Origin of the sequence: Chitinophaga silvisoli (assembly GCF_003412465.1) — a bacterium.
GTDB lineage: Bacteria > Bacteroidota > Bacteroidia > Chitinophagales > Chitinophagaceae > Chitinophaga > Chitinophaga silvisoli.
Window position 1 is genome coordinate 1,242,941 of sequence record NZ_QTJV01000001.1, and the last position, 16,804, is coordinate 1,259,744.

A 16,804-nucleotide genomic window follows, 5' to 3' on the forward strand; every position below is an offset into this window, starting at 1 on the left:
AGCTGATGTGCTCTGATTATAGAAACCAAGTGATAACAAGCTGAATAAAGAAAAGAAATGTCGAAGAAGAGATTATTAATGATTGGGATCAATGATTATCCTTCGGGCAAATATGGCAAACTATATAATACGGATGTTGACATTGTAAACCTGCAAGCTGCCCTGAAACCATTCGGTTATGATAATCCGGTGATTTTAAAGGATGGGGAGGCTACTAGGGCAGGTATTTTACAGGCACTGGAGACATTGCAGAAAGAAAGCCAGATGGAGGATGATATTGTCATACTTTTTGCAGGCCATGGCGAACTGAATATGGTGAGTCAGAAAATGGACTTTATCACGCATGATTACAATGACGGGCCTCACCAACTTATTACCGGCGATGAAATGGCTAGCTATATTGACGGCATGGGGGCCGCCAATATCCTTCTCTTTGCAGACTGCTGCTTCTCCGGTTCACTTCATGTGAGATTAAACTCGGTTGCAAGCTTTAATCCATACGCCACTCCCGGACTTTACTCCAGGTGGATATTGAGTTCCGGTGGAGAAGAAAATGTCACAGACGGAAAAAAGGGACAAGGCAGCCCTACCGTTGTGGCATTTGCGAAAACCTTGAAATCCGCTGACAAAATCGATGTTATTGAACTGCACTATCATATTGCTAGCATACTCAAAGGCAACGGGTACAAACAACAGCCGCAGCTGAAGCCACTAGCAGTAAAGTCACATAAAGATGGACTGTTTGAGTTTTACAGAGATCCCAATCAGCAACCTTCTGTTCTCACCGCTGAATTGCAGGCAAAAAAAGGAAGCCCGGGTGATGTTTATCTGACACGGTCAGTCATTGAATATGGTAAAGACACTGACCCTCTGGCAGTGTTTTTCGATTCCCCTCTAAGGGTAAACTTCACCCAGGTTGTGATCGATAACCAGGTAGTTACTCTGCTGGCTACCTCAGGTAGCGGAAAAACATTTGAAGTAAATCATGTTCAAAAGGATTTATGGGCGGACGGTCGTTTCCTTCCAATGGAAGTCTCCTTGGTAAACTACACTGGTCAGGACATAGATCAGATACTTCCGGATTATTGGCAGAATTTCCCGGCTGAGAGACTGGTTGTAATGTTTGAAGGGTTGGATGACGTCAGTAGTCAACATCTTCAAACAGCAGAAAACAAGATCAATGCGTTTATTGCAGCTAACCCTACTATGAAAGTGGTTGTCACCTGCAGAACCAACTTTTATAAACTCCCTGTTAATGGGGTAGGCGGTACCATTACTAATGCAAAGGTTTATTTTCTGGATGATATTGATCAACAGGTAATAGAGGATTATGTGAACAAACTAATACCCGGCGACAACGGGCGGTTCATGCAGGCACTTAATGACAGCGAGTTTCAGGACATCGCGGGGAAGGCATATTTTCTTAAGATGCTGCTTGCGTTTTACGAAAAGAATAAGCATCTGGCTGTCGGCAGATCGGAGCTTCTTCACCTCACAATTACGGATGCAATTGAGCAGAACGTGGAAAAGTATAAAAACACCACCCCACTTACGCTTGTTCCGGCGAAAATACACCTGTTGTTGAAAAAGCTGGCCATGTTAATGGCAAGACTCGGCACGAAAGTCCTTTCTGAAGAACAAGTGGTGCAAATCCTGCAACAGTCAGCTGATGATGAAGAAATGCTACGTTATTTACCCTTCCTGCAATTTGACTCCCAGACCCGAACCTGGAAGTTCGATCACAATAACATTCAGGAGATATTGACAGCGCAGGTGCTGGCAGATTCTACTGTATTAAAAATAATACAGATCATAGCTGTAAAGCATGTGCTTACGGTTGATCAATACTGGATAAATACGCTCTCTTTTCTTATAACCATACTATCAGAAGAAAAAAAGGCTCAACTGCTGGATTGGCTGGTGAATAATGATCCCGCTGCAATGATACGTTTTGAACGGGATCGCGTGGATGAATCAATACGTACAGACGTCGCTGTGTGTCTGTTTGAATTTTTCCGTAAAAGAGGTGTCTGGATGTCGTCCCGCCGCTATAATGACAAAGAGTTTGCCCGGTTCTCAGAAACCAGAGGTTTCACTAGATACCTTCTGGACATTTTAGTTGCGCAGAAAGACTCAGAGAGTGTATACAGCAGTGTATTGAGGGTGATCAAATATATTAGCCCTCAAGGTATCTCACCTTTTCTGAGTGAGCTGAAAGGGATTCTTTTAGATATGTTGAAGAACGCCGAGGGAAATCCTGGATATGTCCACCAGATCATGTCTGTTATTGGGAGGCTGTACGGTTCCTCTGATCTTCCATTTGTTGATCAGTGTATATCCCTATACAAGGACAGAAACAATGAAGATATCCGGGCAGGGCTGTACAAGTTGATTATTGCAAGTAATACTTCTGATAAATATATTTCCGTATTGTTGGATGGCATTGATTTTGAAAGGCTTATCGGGCCAAATGAACGCAGTGGTACTACCCTGATGGATGAAGGGAGCAACCTGGTACGGGCGATTTCGGCGTTATCAACGCCGGCTGCCATTAAAGAGTTTCTCGCCTATTACAGCAAAAAACCACATAACGGAATTTTGTACAAGGATGATAAAATCAGAGTTCTTACGGCATTAACTGAAACCGCGGCTTCGCTCTACGCAAAAGATCCGACTTTCTTCAATGTCATAATGGATATGATCAGCCAGTCAAAGTTTGGTCTGCATGTTCGGGATGACCGATATTATCTCACATTCTTTGAAAAAACAGGAACGGTATTACAGGCTATCCTGATGATGCTGAGCGATCCGACTGCGACATCGTATATGAAAAAAGAGTTTGCTGAGTTAATGATCACTGAAGCTGTTGTGCTGGAGCTGCAAAGTGAATATAACAATGGCAGGGTTTCCAGTACAGAAATCAAGGAGCTTTATGAGATGCTGAAATTCCAAACTATGGGCCGTGCAAAAACCGACGGACAGCTGGCTTTGGAGAGGATGTTTGCGGGAGATAGTTCACTCGGTCTTGTAGTAGAGAAAGCAGTCACAACTGTCTCCCCGGAACAACATTTTCAAAAGCTGATTCAACAGCTATTTGATTTTGTTACGTTGAAGGCTGAAATCAAATCGATCTTTGGGTTAGAAAATGGCAAAATATTATCACGTTATGAACTGCGCACCCGGATTCAGGGAATGGAAAGATTGTCTCCGCTGACATATAAGGTATTCAACCACCTGACTTATTCCGGTCCACTGCCTACGGCAGAACAGGCACTAGACTGGATTGAGAACAGCAATGCTTTCAAGCAGCTGTTTCTAAAGCTTATTTATGAATGTTCTCAAGGTTATCACATTGAAAGCAGAAAGTTCAGTGCAGAAGAGCTCCAAACAATAACTGAGTACAGTATAGCAGTCGCCGTTAAAGAGCATATCCAGGAGAATTTGTTGCAACATTGGGATTTGCTTAAGCCTATCGCCTGGTTCGCACAACACCTGCCGGTATCTTTTCCGGAAGAGTTATTGCTGGCACTTACAATAGATCCTGAAACAGGTACATTCCAGGTACAGAATGGTGTTATTGAATTTATCGCGGAAAAATTGGGAGCCAGTAAACTGAAGGCCCGCATAATTGACAATGTAAACAATACAGAACTGCCTCATAGCTTTTGGGTCCCAAGTGCGGTATATGCAGTCAAGCAGAATATTATGGAAGTATTTCCGGCAATAAAGGCACGGTATATCAACGCGGAAGAAAAAATAAATTTTTCCTTTGAGTTCTTGAATTATTTTGCTAGTGAGACAAAGGATCTCGAATTAATTCGTGATATTATGATGAACGCCAAGGATGTAACAGTGCGTCTGGGAGCCATTGACGCTTACAGAAAGAACACCCCGGATCCTGCAGCTTTCATTGAATATCTGAAACCATTGTTATTGGATGCTACCTGGGGAGAGGAGGAACGTCTGACAATAGCAGGTCATCTGACCGCCCTGAATTCAGTGGAAGGCGTTCAATATCTCGCCGCCTATATCATTGCAAACCCCGGGGAGTCGAATTTACATATTCAGGGACTGCCAAAACTTACGAACTGTGATGCGTTACCGGAATTGTTTAAGCTGATCACATTGGGTAGAACATGTCAAGCCAATGACTACCGGCAGAGATATCTGGTTCAGCAGGCCACTGATGGAATCTACAACATAGGTATTCAGTCTACTGAAAATTATGACAAGACAGTAAAAGCCATTGAGGGATACCTCGCCACCAACACTGGTCAGATAACGGAGATCAACTTCCTGTATCTCCTCATTGATAATCTTAAAGATGCTCAGACAAACGGGCCAGCGAAATTTACCCTCAAGGAATTCGAGGATGATTTTTGGGATTATACATTTACATCAAAATGAAAATGCTTATCTAAGGCTTGCTTATTATGATTCTTTTCAGTCTGGTTCTTCGGTTTGGTATAAGTAAATACTCCTATAGCGGGTCGCTGTCCGGGAAGCCGGCCATAGTCATAATAATAGATCCTTTATCTTTCGTCCTGTTTAGGTAAGATCCTATTTTCATATCGTTGCGGCTTTTGGGTTATAGGATACTGTGAACAATGGGTATGCCGTGCCATAGATATAAGGCGATCTATTTATCGTTTTAAGGGTGGCGTTAAAGAATGCGGATATAAGTGGAAATAATAGTGGAAAAAGAATTTTTCGAAATTTTTCCTGAACAGCTGTCAGGGCTGCCAGTTTTACCTTTCTAATTCTGCCATTTAGGGAAGGGTAGGCAATAGATCGATTAGAAGAATCCCAGGAATTTTGTTTTTGCCAATTCCACCAGGAAAAGGTGTGAGTATTAGGACAATTTCTGCTTGTCAATTGCTTGTCAATATAGTGGTAGAATGCGTTAAAACCTATGAATTATTGACAAGCATAAATTAAAAATGGCCCTGTAAATCAATTGATTACAGAGCCATTTTGTGCCCAGAACTGGATTCGAACCAGCACACCCTTGCGAGCGCTGCGACCTGAACACAGTGCGTCTACCAATTTCGCCATCTGGGCAACTGATTACCGTGTTAGGGGATGCAAATGTACGCACTTTTTCAATACCTCCAAATTTCTCCCTAAATATTTTCTGGAATCAGCAACGCCACTGGAAACTTCTTAAACAACAAATCCGCTTCTATCGCGCCTTTCCCCTCAATCTCCTCCTCCGTAAAAATATTTTTCCAACGCACCGGAGCCCCCGTAGGCAATAACACCGAAGCCGTTACCGGCTGCTGATCAGGTAAGGGAATCACCACTACCGCCCATTCCTGCTTATACACCCTTGCATATGCCAACACATTCGTACCACTCGTCTGTAAAGGCAGATAATCCCCTTCCAAAAACAAATTCGGATAATGCTTCCGGCAATGCAATGCCTTCCAGGTCAGGTAAAGCTTCTCTGCCCCCTGCTTCTTATGAGCTTCCAGGTATTCAAATAGTGCCGGACCGGAAATACCAGATATATCTTTTAGTAACTGAGAGCGAACACTATAATCCACCGCCCTTCTGTTATCCGGGTCTACAAAGCTGTAATCCCACAGCTCAGTCCCCTGGTAAGTATCCGGAATCCCTGGAGCAGTGAGTTTAACCAACGTCTGTACTAATGAACCCACATAAGCATAACTATCCAGTTTTTCAATAAAGGGGAGGAGCGTTTCTAAAAACGGCCCTGACTGCAAAATCCTCGAAATGAAATCTGTCACCTTTTTTTCATATTCTTCGTCCGGCGAAGACCAACTCGAATTTACCTTTCCTTCCCGCAAGGCCTTGGTCATATATTGCTGTAACCGCTCAATGAACTCAGGTGACATCTCACTGGAACCTGAATAACCGGAACCTGAATTCCCGCTTCCCGCATACCCACTGATTATACTCTGATAAATAAAATACTCATCATTCAACTTTATCCCTGGCTGATTCATCTCCCGCCATTTCCCAATCAATTCCTTCCACTCCTCCGTAAATAATGATAACATATTCAACCTGATCCTCCCATCTTCTCCTCTCTTAGTATCATGTGTAGCTGTCGTATTCAACGAATGCGGAGTCTGCTGCTGCCTGACAATCATCAACTGGTGAAAATTGACCGGAACTGTCGCCGGACTATCCCCCACCTCATTAAACGACAGCAACGCATTATACACGTAGAACGTAGTATCTTCCACACCCTTCGCCGTCAATGGCCCCGTAAACTGCATCAGCCGCATTAAAAACGGCAATTTATTCTCCTCCCACCACTGCTCTAATAACAATATAGCCGGTTCCGCAGACCTGTTCAATGACCGCATCCGCGCAAATGTAGCCACTACCAACTCATCTACGGCTGTGTCCCCCGGTCCCGGGTACAAACGATACACCGGCAAACAAACCATAAACAAGCCAATCGCCTCCTTCAATAAATCCCTGTTAACCCTCGCATCCGCCAATTTAAGCGTATAACACAAGCGAACCAGGTTCTCCCATTCACCACCCATATGCCGCTCCAAAATCAGCCTCTTTTTCTCTAATACAATGTCCTCATAAGAAGCCATTCCCGATGATGAATTGGAACCACCTTCTGATGCCAGCAAGGAATCATAAAACTCTTTCAACTCCAACAGGCCCTTCTGATAAGTTATCAAATGATTCACGAAAGACAAAAACTCATACCCACTCGTTCCCTGCAAAGCCCATTTATAAGGCAAACTTTCCTGCGCTTCCAAAATCTTCTCCGCTATGATATAACAATTACGCCCAAACAACTGCCGCAACCGCTCTATATAAGTCTCCGGATCCTGCAAACCGTCTATATGGTCAATCCTCAATCCCTGCACCAGGCCCTCTCTATACAAGGTATGCAAAAAGGTATGATACTCATTAAACACTTCCTGCGTCTCCATCCTCAATGTTATCAACTCATTCACTGTAAAGAACCGCCTGTAATTGATCGCCTTATCTGCATCACTCCAGCAGGTTAGCTGGTAATCCTGTCTGGCTAATACCTTCGTCAATAACTCAGTATTGTTATTGACCTTATCCACTAATGCCTGCAGGATCCCCAAATCTTTTACTGCCGCCATCAGCTCCCGTTTCTGACTCGTCCAGTCATCCAATGATGTTCCCGCCGTAGCCCGCTGATACAAAGAAGCAAACAACTTCGTTACCGGCAATGCATCACTATCCACCAATTGATCGCTGATCAACTCATACGCCGTCACCGAAAGCGGAAAGACCTGCTGGTAATAGTTGATTGTAAACCCCGAAGGGGTGATCCCTAATTTAATCTCATGATCGCCAATACACGAGGCTAATGGCTTGCCCAGCACTGGTGCCATCAACTTTCCTGCAAAATCAGGATGATGCCAGTCTATATCAAAATAATAGTAATAAGGTGACAAAGGCCCCCGCTCCATCACGTCATACAATCGCGTATTCTCAGCATGAAACGCCATGTGATTCGGCACAATATCCTGCAACCAGGTCATATCACGCTGCTGTAATAACTGATGAATTTCCCGCAATTCATCGATCGTTCCAATCTCGGGATTGATCATATGCGGGTTAGTAACATCATACCCATGCTGACTACCAGGCGTTGCCTTAAAAATGGGCGATGCATAAATGGTCGAGATGCCCAGTGTATGTAAATAAGGGATAATCTCTTTCAGTTGCTTAAATGTAAACCCCGCATGAAACTGTATGCGATATGTAGCGGTCGGCGGATTATACGATTTCATATATAATGGCTGAGTATGGTTGTAAAGTAATAGCAGTACCCTCTGCAACTTCATCCGGCGCAGTCGGGCCGGGGCCCTGCCAGATAGCTACTGATGAATCAAACTTTTTATGTAACAAATGAGGACGGTTATGCAGAAACACCGCCTGCTGATCACTGCAATTGAACAGGAGCAGCAAACGATCATCATTACCCGCGCGTTCGACTGATAATATAACATCTCCGGGCTGCGGCATGTTCACCCAGATATTATCTCTTTCTGTATTCAACAAAGCTCTTCTTGTCTTGCGCAAGGCTATCAGGTACCGGTAATATTCCAGCAGAGGCCCGGGTGTCGGCCAGGAGAGTATTGACTGGTCAAACGTTTTGCCCGATTGCGGATCCGGGACATCACCCGCCCATGAAAATGCCTTAAATTCATTCTTTCGTCCCTCACTCACTGCCTTAGACAACTCTTCGTCTCCATGACTCGTGAAATAAAGAAATGGTCGTGTCTCCCCATATTCTTCTCCCATAAACAACATCGGCGTATGCGGAGATAACAACAACATCGCTGCCGCCAGTTTATTGGCCTCCATCGGCAACTGTGCCGCCAGCCGGTCTCCCAGCATTCTATTGCCTACCTGATCATGGTTTTGTGTAAACACAATAAACTTGTCATAGGAAAGATTATGGGGTGGCACTCCGAACTTCCGCTTCCTGTGCTGCGAATACTGTCCTGTATACACGTAGCTGTCTCTCCATGCCTTCGCCAGCGAAGGCAGTCCATCAAAATCTTCATAATATCCGTCCTTCTCTTTCGTCAGCACCACATGCAATGCATGATGAAACTCATCCACCCATTGCCCATGCATACCGTAACCACCCTTGTCAGGCTGCGTGATATACCTTGGATTGTTGAAATCTATTTCTGCTATAAGAATTTTCTTCCTGCCTGTGGCATGCGAAAGTGTATTCACCGCCTCAGCCAGTTCTTCGGTAAAGTGCTTCGCACTACTATCCCAGATGGCATGCACTGCATCCAGCCTTAATCCGTCGATGTGATATTCCTCCAGCCACATCAGTGCATTCCGTATGTAGTAAGCTCTCACTGCATCAGAATGCGCATCGTCAAAGTTGATCGCCGCACCCCAGGGTGTTTTATATTTATCTGTATACCAGGGTCCAAAGTCCGAAAAATAAGCGCCCTCTGGTCCCAGGTGATTATATACTACATCAAGTATCACAGCAATGCCATATTGGTGTGCTGCGTTTACAAGTGCCTTCAGCTCATTGGGAGTACCATAAGTATTATGTACTGCAAAAGGATATACACCGTCATAACCCCAGTTCCGATGACCGGGGAACTGAGCAATGGGCATGATTTCGATGGCATTAATACCCAGTGCGCGGAGATAATTGAGTTTAGATAAGATGCCTTTAAAATTCTGCAATGCTGTAAATGTACCCGTGTGAATTTCGTAAATGATCATTTCATGCAGATCAAGGCCTTTCCATGTTTCATCGGACCATTTGAAGTTATCCCCTACCAATGCAGATGGACCATGCACACCTTCCGGCTGATATCGTGATGCAGGATCAGGCCGTTCCAGCTTACCATCCAGCAAATAATTGTAAGTCATACCCGGCGAAGCGTCAGGCACCGTTACATGCCAATAGCCTTCTTCATTCTTCTGCATGGGAATTATGGCGGGCTCCGGTGCTTTTACCAGCAATGAAACGGATTCTCTGAAGGGAGCCCAAACACAAAATAGTCCGGTTCCATTATCAAGAATGGTAGATCCGGTAAATGTATATTCTGTTTTCAATTAATTCAGTTTTAACCTTTTACCGAGAATATTATGCCAGCGGGTTTAGAGCCATTTTCGGTGTTTTATTTCTACAGTATGACCGGCTTAAAAATTGCACGTTACAAACAAAAAAAAATTATGTGGTGGAAGGAAAGTATCATTTATCAAATATATCCCCGCAGCTTCAAAGATAGCAATGGCGATGGAATCGGCGATCTGGCTGGCATTATATCGAAACTCGATTACCTGGAAAGCCTGGGCATAGACACCGTCTGGCTCAACCCCATTTTCGGCTCTCCCAATGATGACAACGGGTATGATATCAGCAACTACTACGATATCATGACCGAGTACGGCACCATGAAAGAGTTCGATATGTTACTTCAGGGATTGCATCAACGCAATATTAAACTGCTGCTGGACCTGGTTGTGAACCATACCAGCGATGAACACCCCTGGTTCCAGGGTGCCCGCCAGTCAAGGGAAAACCCTTATTATAACTATTATCACTGGTGGCCTGCTGAAAAAGGTAAACCACCTTTCCGCTATAGTCATTTCGATCCATCCGGCCAGGCATGGACTTACAATAAAGCAACCGATAGCTATTACCTGCATTACTTCTCTGCAAAGATGCCTGACCTGAACTGGGAAAATCCACAGGTGCGAAAAGAAGTATACGATATCATGCGCTTTTGGATCAATAAGGGTGTGGATGGATTCAGACTGGATGCTATTTGTTATATCAGCAAAGACACCAGCTGGCCGGAAATTGAAACACATGACTGGGGAGCCTATTACGCACATGGGCCACATCTGCATGATTATCTGCAGGAGATGAACAGGGAAGTGCTGGAAAATACGAATATCACCACGCTGGCCGAAGCAGCAGGCATCACCATCAATGAAGCGTTACATTTCGTGGAAGAAAACAGGAAGGAACTCCACATGCTTTACCACTTTGAAGGCATGCACCTTGGCTATCTCAAAGATGCCTACAAAAGACCCGACCCCAAAGGCATTGACCTTGTAGAATTAAAACGCCTGTATACAAGCTGGGATAAAATATATGAAACCGGTGGCTGGGGCACCATTTACCTCACCAATCATGACCAACCCAGAATGGTGAGCCGCTGGGGCAGTGATATTGAAACTTACAGGGAAGTATCTGCAAAGATGCTGATTACTTTTCTCCTCACCATGCGGGCAACTCCCATCTTTTACAACGGCGATGAAATCGGTATGACGAACATCCGTTTTGAAAGTATTGATGATTATAAAGACATCGATACCATCAATATGTACAAATACCTGCAAAGCAAAGGGGAGGACACTGCCCGTTTTCTCCTGGATCAGCAAATGGCGGCCAGAGACAACAGCCGCACACCTTTCCAATGGGATACCAGTACCAATGCCGGTTTCACCGAAGGTAAGCCCTGGATCAAAGTGAATGAAAATTATACCCTCATCAACGAAGCTGCGCAGGAAAAAGACGATCGTTCTATTCTTCAGTTCTTCAAACAGGTCGTATTGCTGCGTAAACACCAGCCTGTATTGGTTTATGGCAGGTATCAATTATATGATGCGGCCCATCCACAGGTCTACACGTATACGCGCACACTGAACGGGACCATGTTCCTGATCGTACTTAATTTTTCGAAGGAAACCGTAGTATACAAACTGCCATTCCTGGTGGACGCGGATATAGAGCCGCTCGTAAATAATATGCTGACTTTTGAGCTGGAAGGAGGGAATCTGAACCTGGCACCCTATCAGGCCCTGATCTTCGGACCTTTGCCACCAGTCATGCCAACAGCTGCCGCTGCGGAAGAAAAAGCTGAAGTACTTCCATTGGAGGAGGAAACTATTTAAACAAACATAAGGGATGTTCTATGCCAAGGAGCATTATATTATCTGAAAATTTCATTCCCAGTTTTTCCAGGAGAGCAACAGAATTTTTATTGTCGGCCCGTGCAATGGCTACGATATGCGGCAACCGGAGGGTATTGTATCCATAATCCAACACTGCCTTCGTAGCTTCGTAGGCGTATCCCTGCCCGGTATATTCGGGTAGCAGGGCGAAGCCTACATCCACATGCTCCAGGCCATCTCTTTTGATCAATCCACTCATCCCAATAGGCACATTGGTGCCTTTCAATGCCACGAGATAAAGTCCGAATTCCCGCTGTGCATAACTCGCCAGCGGGCCATTGGTCAGGTAGAGCTGCGCATCGGCCACAGTGTGGATATTCCTGTCGCCAAGGAACTCAATCCAATTTGGAGAATTGAGCAAGGTCATAATAAAGGGAGCGTCGTCAAGGGTAAACTTGCGAACAATCAGCCGTTCAGTTTCGCAGATTAACATAGTTGAGCTGGGTTTTGCTAATTATTTCATTATTTTTGGCAATTGTCACGTATTGAAAGCTAATTGCCAACTTATTTTATAAACAGGTCTAAAATTATGTGAATTGAAGAAGAATTGCACAGTTTCAACGTTATTTTCAACTATTATCCTCGCCTCCAGCCTATTTTCACAGGCAGGCCATGCTCAGGATAAATCTCTTACCCGGTACGTCAATCCCTACATCGGTTCGCAGGGCCATGGACACGTCTTTGTAGGTGCGAATGTACCTTATGGTGCAGTGCAGCTCGGCCCCAGTCAGACGATGCAGAGCTGGGATCAGTTCAATGGATGGGATTGGTGTAGCGGTTATAATTACATCAGTGAAGATATTCTTGGTTTTACACATACACACCTGAGTGGTACCGGTATCGGGGATCTGAATGACCTGATGATCGTTCCTGCCAGTGGCCACCTGGAATTACAGCCCGCTCACCGCCTGGATATGAGCACTGGTTACGGTTCCAATTTCAGGAGAGCCAACGAAGTAGTAAAACCCGGTTATTATGCTACTTACCTGGACAAATACAAGGTAAAAGCAGAACTGACTGCCACTACCAGAGTTGGTTTCCATCACTACCATTTCGACAATGCTGATAGCGCTCACCTGTTGATTGACCTGGAATTCAGCATGTGCTGGGATGCTCCGGTAGAGACGACTATCAAAAAGATAAATGATACGACTTTTGTAGGTTACCGTTTCTCCAAAGGATGGGCAAATGATCAGCGCCTCTTCTTTGCGATCAAAACTTCGCAACCTATCACACAGCTGAACCTCTTCAATCTCAACGACGCTGTGGCAGGTACGAAGGCAACAGGCAAAGGTGTTAAAGCCGCTATGTACTTTAACGCCGCCAGCCATCCTGACCTCTATCTGAAAGTAGGTATTTCTCCGGTGAGTGAAGAAAATGCACTGGGCAACATCGCCGCTGAGGTACCGGGATGGGATTTCGAAAAAGTAAAAGCTGATGCTGATCTGGCATGGAATAAAGATCTGAACAAGATCGATTTCACTGCGGACGATGCAACGAAGACAACCTTCTACACAGCACTCTATCATAGTCATTTCTTCCCGGCAGTGTTCAATGACCACAATGGAGATTATCGTGGTACTGACAAGAAAGTGTATACCAATCAGAAATTTACCAACTATACCGTGATGTCCCTCTGGGATACCTACCGCGGTCTGCATCCCCTGATGTCCGTGATCGATCCTACCCTGGTAAAGGACATGGTACATTCTATGCTGATGGTGTACAAACAACAGGGCCGCCTGCCGGTTTGGCCGCTGGAAGGTTGTGAAACCGATTGTATGATTGGTAACCCGGCTATCCCGGTGATTGCTGATGCTTATATGAAAGGACTGCTGGACCCTGCGGATGTAGCCCTCGCTTACGAAGCGGTAAGAAGCACTGCTATGAGGAAAACAGGTGGTCTGCAGTTTGTACAGGATTTAAAATACATCCCTGCTGATAGCATGACCATCGAGTCTGTGGCATGGGGACTGGAATATGCCATCGCTGATTATGGCGTGGCACAGATGGCAAAGAAACTTGGTAAAACCAAAGATGCCGCTTACTTCACCAGCAGAGCTGCTTTGTATAAACAATATTGGGATGCATCCAGAGGTCACTTCGTAGGCCGGCTGGCAGATGGCAGTTTCAGGAAAGAATTCGATCCCCTGGAAGCTAAGCACCGTTCCAATGACTATTGCGAAGGTAATGGCTGGCAATACACCTGGCTGGTACCGCAGGATGCTAAAGGACTGGTAAACCTGTTCGGCGAAAAGAAATTCCAGACCTCACTGGATTCTTTCTTCCATATGTCTTCCTCACTGGGCCAGGGTAGTTCTCCTGACATCTCCGGTATGATTGGCCAGTATGCACAGGGTAATGAGCCTAGTCATCACGTTGCTTACCTGTATGCTGTGATCGGTCAGCCATGGAAAACCGCAGATATCGTGAGAGAATCAATGGATAAGTACTATACTAATAAGCCTGATGGTTTGTGTGGAAATGAAGATGCAGGTCAGATGAGTGCATGGTATGTATTGTCTGCAATGGGCTTCTATCCAATGAACCCTATGAACGGTACTTTTGTATTTGGTTCCCCACTGATGGACCAGGCAGTGATCAGGTTAGCCGGTAATAAGCAATTCAGGATCGTTGTAAAAGACAATAGCAAAGAGAATAAATATATTCAGAAAGTGGTGCTGAATGGGGTTGTGTACAACAAATCTTATTTCCTGTACAAGGATGTGATGAAAGGGGGTAAAATGGAAATTTATATGGGTAGCAAGCCTTCAGCAACCTTTGGTGTGAAGCAGGCTGACAGACCTATCTGATAATAATAATTCCTGATTTTAAAAACGCTTTTGCCATTGGCAAAAGCGTTTTTATTTAAATTTAACTTATGATAAAATTCAAAGCCACTATTAAGAAATTCGAGAAAATGGGAGAGAAGACGGGATGGTCGTATATCGAAATCCCTCTTGAACTCTCACAGCAATTGAAACCCGGATTCAAACAATCCTTCAGGGTAAAAGGCAAGCTCGATAAATTTGAAATAGCAGGTGTTGCACTGACCCCTATGGGCGAAGGGCATTTTATCATGTCATTGAATGCCGATCTCCGAAAAGGTATTGGCAAGCGTGCCGGCGCAGAACTACAGGTACAGATCCAGGTAGATGATAACCCTAATCCCGTGAGCTCACCGGAATTTATGGAATGCCTGGCGGATGAACCGGAGGCATTAGGCTTTTTCAATACCCTCCCCAAAGGACACCAGAATTATTTCATGAAATGGATTGAAAGCGCCAAAACAGCCCCTACCAAAACAAAGCGAATTGCGATGGCCGTAACAGCACTTGCCAGGAAGATGGGCTATCCCGAAATGATCAGGGCAAATAAGAATGTCAGCTAACTGCGCTCACAGGCAGGATTTCAGCATTCGCTTCTACCTCCACGGTGTCATGCAGTTTATGCATTTCCAAAACAGTGCCCTTGGCTGTCTCCCTGTACATAGGTACGAATTTATGGTTGTAAATGATTTCATGAAAGGTGTAGGAAGTCCTTTGCTGCACCACATTTGAATAAATATCATTAAAACCTTTGATCAGTACATACAATTCCAGGTCCGCAACCTTAATGTCTTCCGCCGTAAAACCCAGTAAGGGGCTTTGCTCATCTATTACATGTACTACCGTCCAGTTCATAGGCAGACTTTGAATCTTATGCCTTTCCAGGGGCAGTTCATAATAGCGATAGGTTTGTTTGCCGTCTTCATGGATTTGCATAGCTGCATTCACCTGTACGGTGACATCGGTAAGCGTGTGGCCATCTTTGTAGCAGGCAAAGCGGAACATGAGGGCATTGCGGCCCCTGAACGGGGTAATGAGCGCCTTGTCACTAAAGGCCAGGTAAGCCTTGGGACGGGCAAACCGGCCATAAATCAGCCCCGTTATCACTGCAAATGAGAGAAAACCACTCATGGCCTCAATAGAAGCCAGGAAATTTGCCCCGTCACCTACCGGGTTGACACGGCCATATCCCACCGTCGTAAAGGTCTCAGTACTGAAATAATAGACTTCTTTAAAAATCCCCCAGGCCGTATGGGAACTGATTCCCTGCAATTCCCCGGCCCCGATCAGCAGGTAAATACTGGTGTAAATGAGATTGACAAGGATAAAGGCCCCCACTATCACCAGCACAAAAGCCCAGATAGGCAGGCTAAGCATAATGTGAAAAAGGGAGTACCGGTCCCAGAGGCGATTGCCTTCTTTGCGGAGATTGAAACTGCCGTCTTTATTGATAAACCGTTCTCCATAGCTACTGATGGTAGCGCTGAACCCGGTATCTTCATTTGTTTTCGAGAAAGGATTGATATGTTTGAGTAAAGCCATAAACCTGCGTTTGACCACAAATCTACTTACCTTTGCGATTATCCAAATATTATATTACATGTATAAGGTAGGTGAATTTAACCTTTTAAGAGTCAAGAAGGAGAGTGAGTACGGCCTGTTCCTGGACGGCGTGGAGCAGGAAATACTGATGCCAAAACGTTTTGTACCGGAAGGGGCAAAGCGGGGAGATGAGCTCAGGGTGTTTATTTATCATGATTCGGAAAATCGTCTTACGGCGACTAACCAGGAACCTTATGGTGTAGTGGGTGATATTGTGAACCTGAAGTGTACAGGGGTGACCGAGCAGGGAGCTTTCCTGGACTGGGGATTGATGAAAGATTTGTTTGTGCCGGCAAGTAAGCAGCTGACCAGGATGGTGAAGGGACAGGACTACCTGGTGAAGATCTACCTGGATGAAAGAACGGGTAGGGTAGCAGCTACGGAGAAACTGGACCCCTACCTGAGTAATGAGGAGCTGACTGTGAAAGAGCAGGATCCTGTAGAACTGATTATCTATAGAAGAACGGATCTGGGATTTGTATGTATTGTGAATCAGAAACATACAGGCCTGTTGCACTATGGAGATGTGTTCGGGACCGTGGATATCGGGGATAAACTGAAGGGATTTGTGAAAGCGGTGAAGGATGAGAATAAGCTGGATGTGTCCGCGGGTGAAATGGGGTATAAGAGAGTGGAGAATGAGGGCGAGAAGATAATGAGGTTACTGAAGGAAAATGACGGGTATTTGCCTTATCATGACAAATCAGATCCAGAGGAGATTTATGCCTTCTTCAGTATGAGTAAGAAGACTTTTAAGATGACAACCGGTAGTTTGTACAAAGCGAGAAAGATTGAGTTTACGAAAACAGGCATCAAACTAATTGAAGAATAAAGTGTTATAAGCCGGGTCACCCAGTGATCCGGCTTTTTTTATATTAAATAATTTTCATGTC

General features: G+C 44.9%; 9 protein-coding genes and 1 tRNA gene. 5 read left to right on the forward strand and 5 right to left on the reverse strand.

The features are described 5' to 3' along the window. Positions 1-57: 57 nt before the first annotated feature. Complete coding sequence (locus tag DXN04_RS05085; RefSeq protein ID WP_116852197.1) at positions 58-4,407, forward strand: caspase family protein; 4,350 nt, start codon at positions 58-60, stop codon at positions 4,405-4,407. A gap of 570 nt (positions 4,408-4,977) precedes the next feature. Here the strand turns inward: DXN04_RS05085 and DXN04_RS05090 are convergent. The 3 genes from DXN04_RS05090 to treZ all read right to left on the reverse strand — a co-directional run bounded on the left by DXN04_RS05090 (position 4,978) and on the right by treZ (position 9,570). Then, positions 4,978-5,061, reverse strand: a tRNA-Leu gene (locus DXN04_RS05090). Between the two features lie 62 nt (positions 5,062-5,123). After that, positions 5,124-7,763, reverse strand: a complete 2,640-nt coding sequence (gene treY / locus DXN04_RS05095; RefSeq protein WP_158568846.1) for a malto-oligosyltrehalose synthase — start codon at positions 7,761-7,763, stop codon at positions 5,124-5,126. After that, positions 7,750-9,570, reverse strand: a complete 1,821-nt coding sequence (gene treZ / locus DXN04_RS05100) for a malto-oligosyltrehalose trehalohydrolase (protein ID WP_116852199.1) — start codon at positions 9,568-9,570, stop codon at positions 7,750-7,752. The genes treY and treZ overlap by 14 nt, the downstream gene beginning before the upstream one ends. Before the next feature lie 120 nt (positions 9,571-9,690). On the opposite strand from treZ, the gene DXN04_RS05105 reads away from it, so the two are divergent. After that, on the forward strand, positions 9,691-11,421 hold the full coding sequence (locus DXN04_RS05105) for a glycoside hydrolase family 13 protein (protein ID WP_116852438.1): 1,731 nt from the start codon (positions 9,691-9,693) through the stop codon (positions 11,419-11,421). On the opposite strand, the gene DXN04_RS05110 is transcribed toward DXN04_RS05105, so the two are convergent. Beyond that, the gene (locus tag DXN04_RS05110) at positions 11,414-11,914 is read right to left on the reverse strand and encodes a GNAT family N-acetyltransferase (protein WP_116852200.1); all 501 of its coding nucleotides are present in this window, start codon (positions 11,912-11,914) and stop codon (positions 11,414-11,416) included. The two genes, DXN04_RS05105 and DXN04_RS05110, sit on opposite strands and share 8 nt — an antisense overlap. A gap of 103 nt (positions 11,915-12,017) precedes the next feature. Here DXN04_RS05110 and DXN04_RS05115 point away from each other — a divergent pair, with 103 nt between their 5' ends. Further along, positions 12,018-14,294, forward strand: coding sequence for a GH92 family glycosyl hydrolase (locus DXN04_RS05115; protein ID WP_199414985.1), 2,277 nt, complete (start codon positions 12,018-12,020; stop codon positions 14,292-14,294). Positions 14,295-14,362: 68 nt separating this feature from the next. Beyond that, on the forward strand, positions 14,363-14,872 hold the full coding sequence (locus DXN04_RS05120) for a YdeI/OmpD-associated family protein (protein WP_116852201.1): 510 nt from the start codon (positions 14,363-14,365) through the stop codon (positions 14,870-14,872). On the opposite strand, the gene DXN04_RS05125 is transcribed toward DXN04_RS05120, so the two are convergent. Next, positions 14,865-15,851 (reverse strand): ion channel, encoded by a 987-nt coding sequence (locus DXN04_RS05125; protein WP_116852202.1) that lies wholly within the window; start codon positions 15,849-15,851, stop codon positions 14,865-14,867. The genes DXN04_RS05120 and DXN04_RS05125 overlap by 8 nt on opposite strands. A 58-nt stretch (positions 15,852-15,909) precedes the next feature. On the opposite strand from DXN04_RS05125, the gene DXN04_RS05130 reads away from it, so the two are divergent. Beyond that, on the forward strand, positions 15,910-16,743 hold the full coding sequence (locus DXN04_RS05130) for a CvfB family protein (RefSeq protein ID WP_116852203.1): 834 nt from the start codon (positions 15,910-15,912) through the stop codon (positions 16,741-16,743). Positions 16,744-16,804 lie beyond the last annotated feature (61 nt).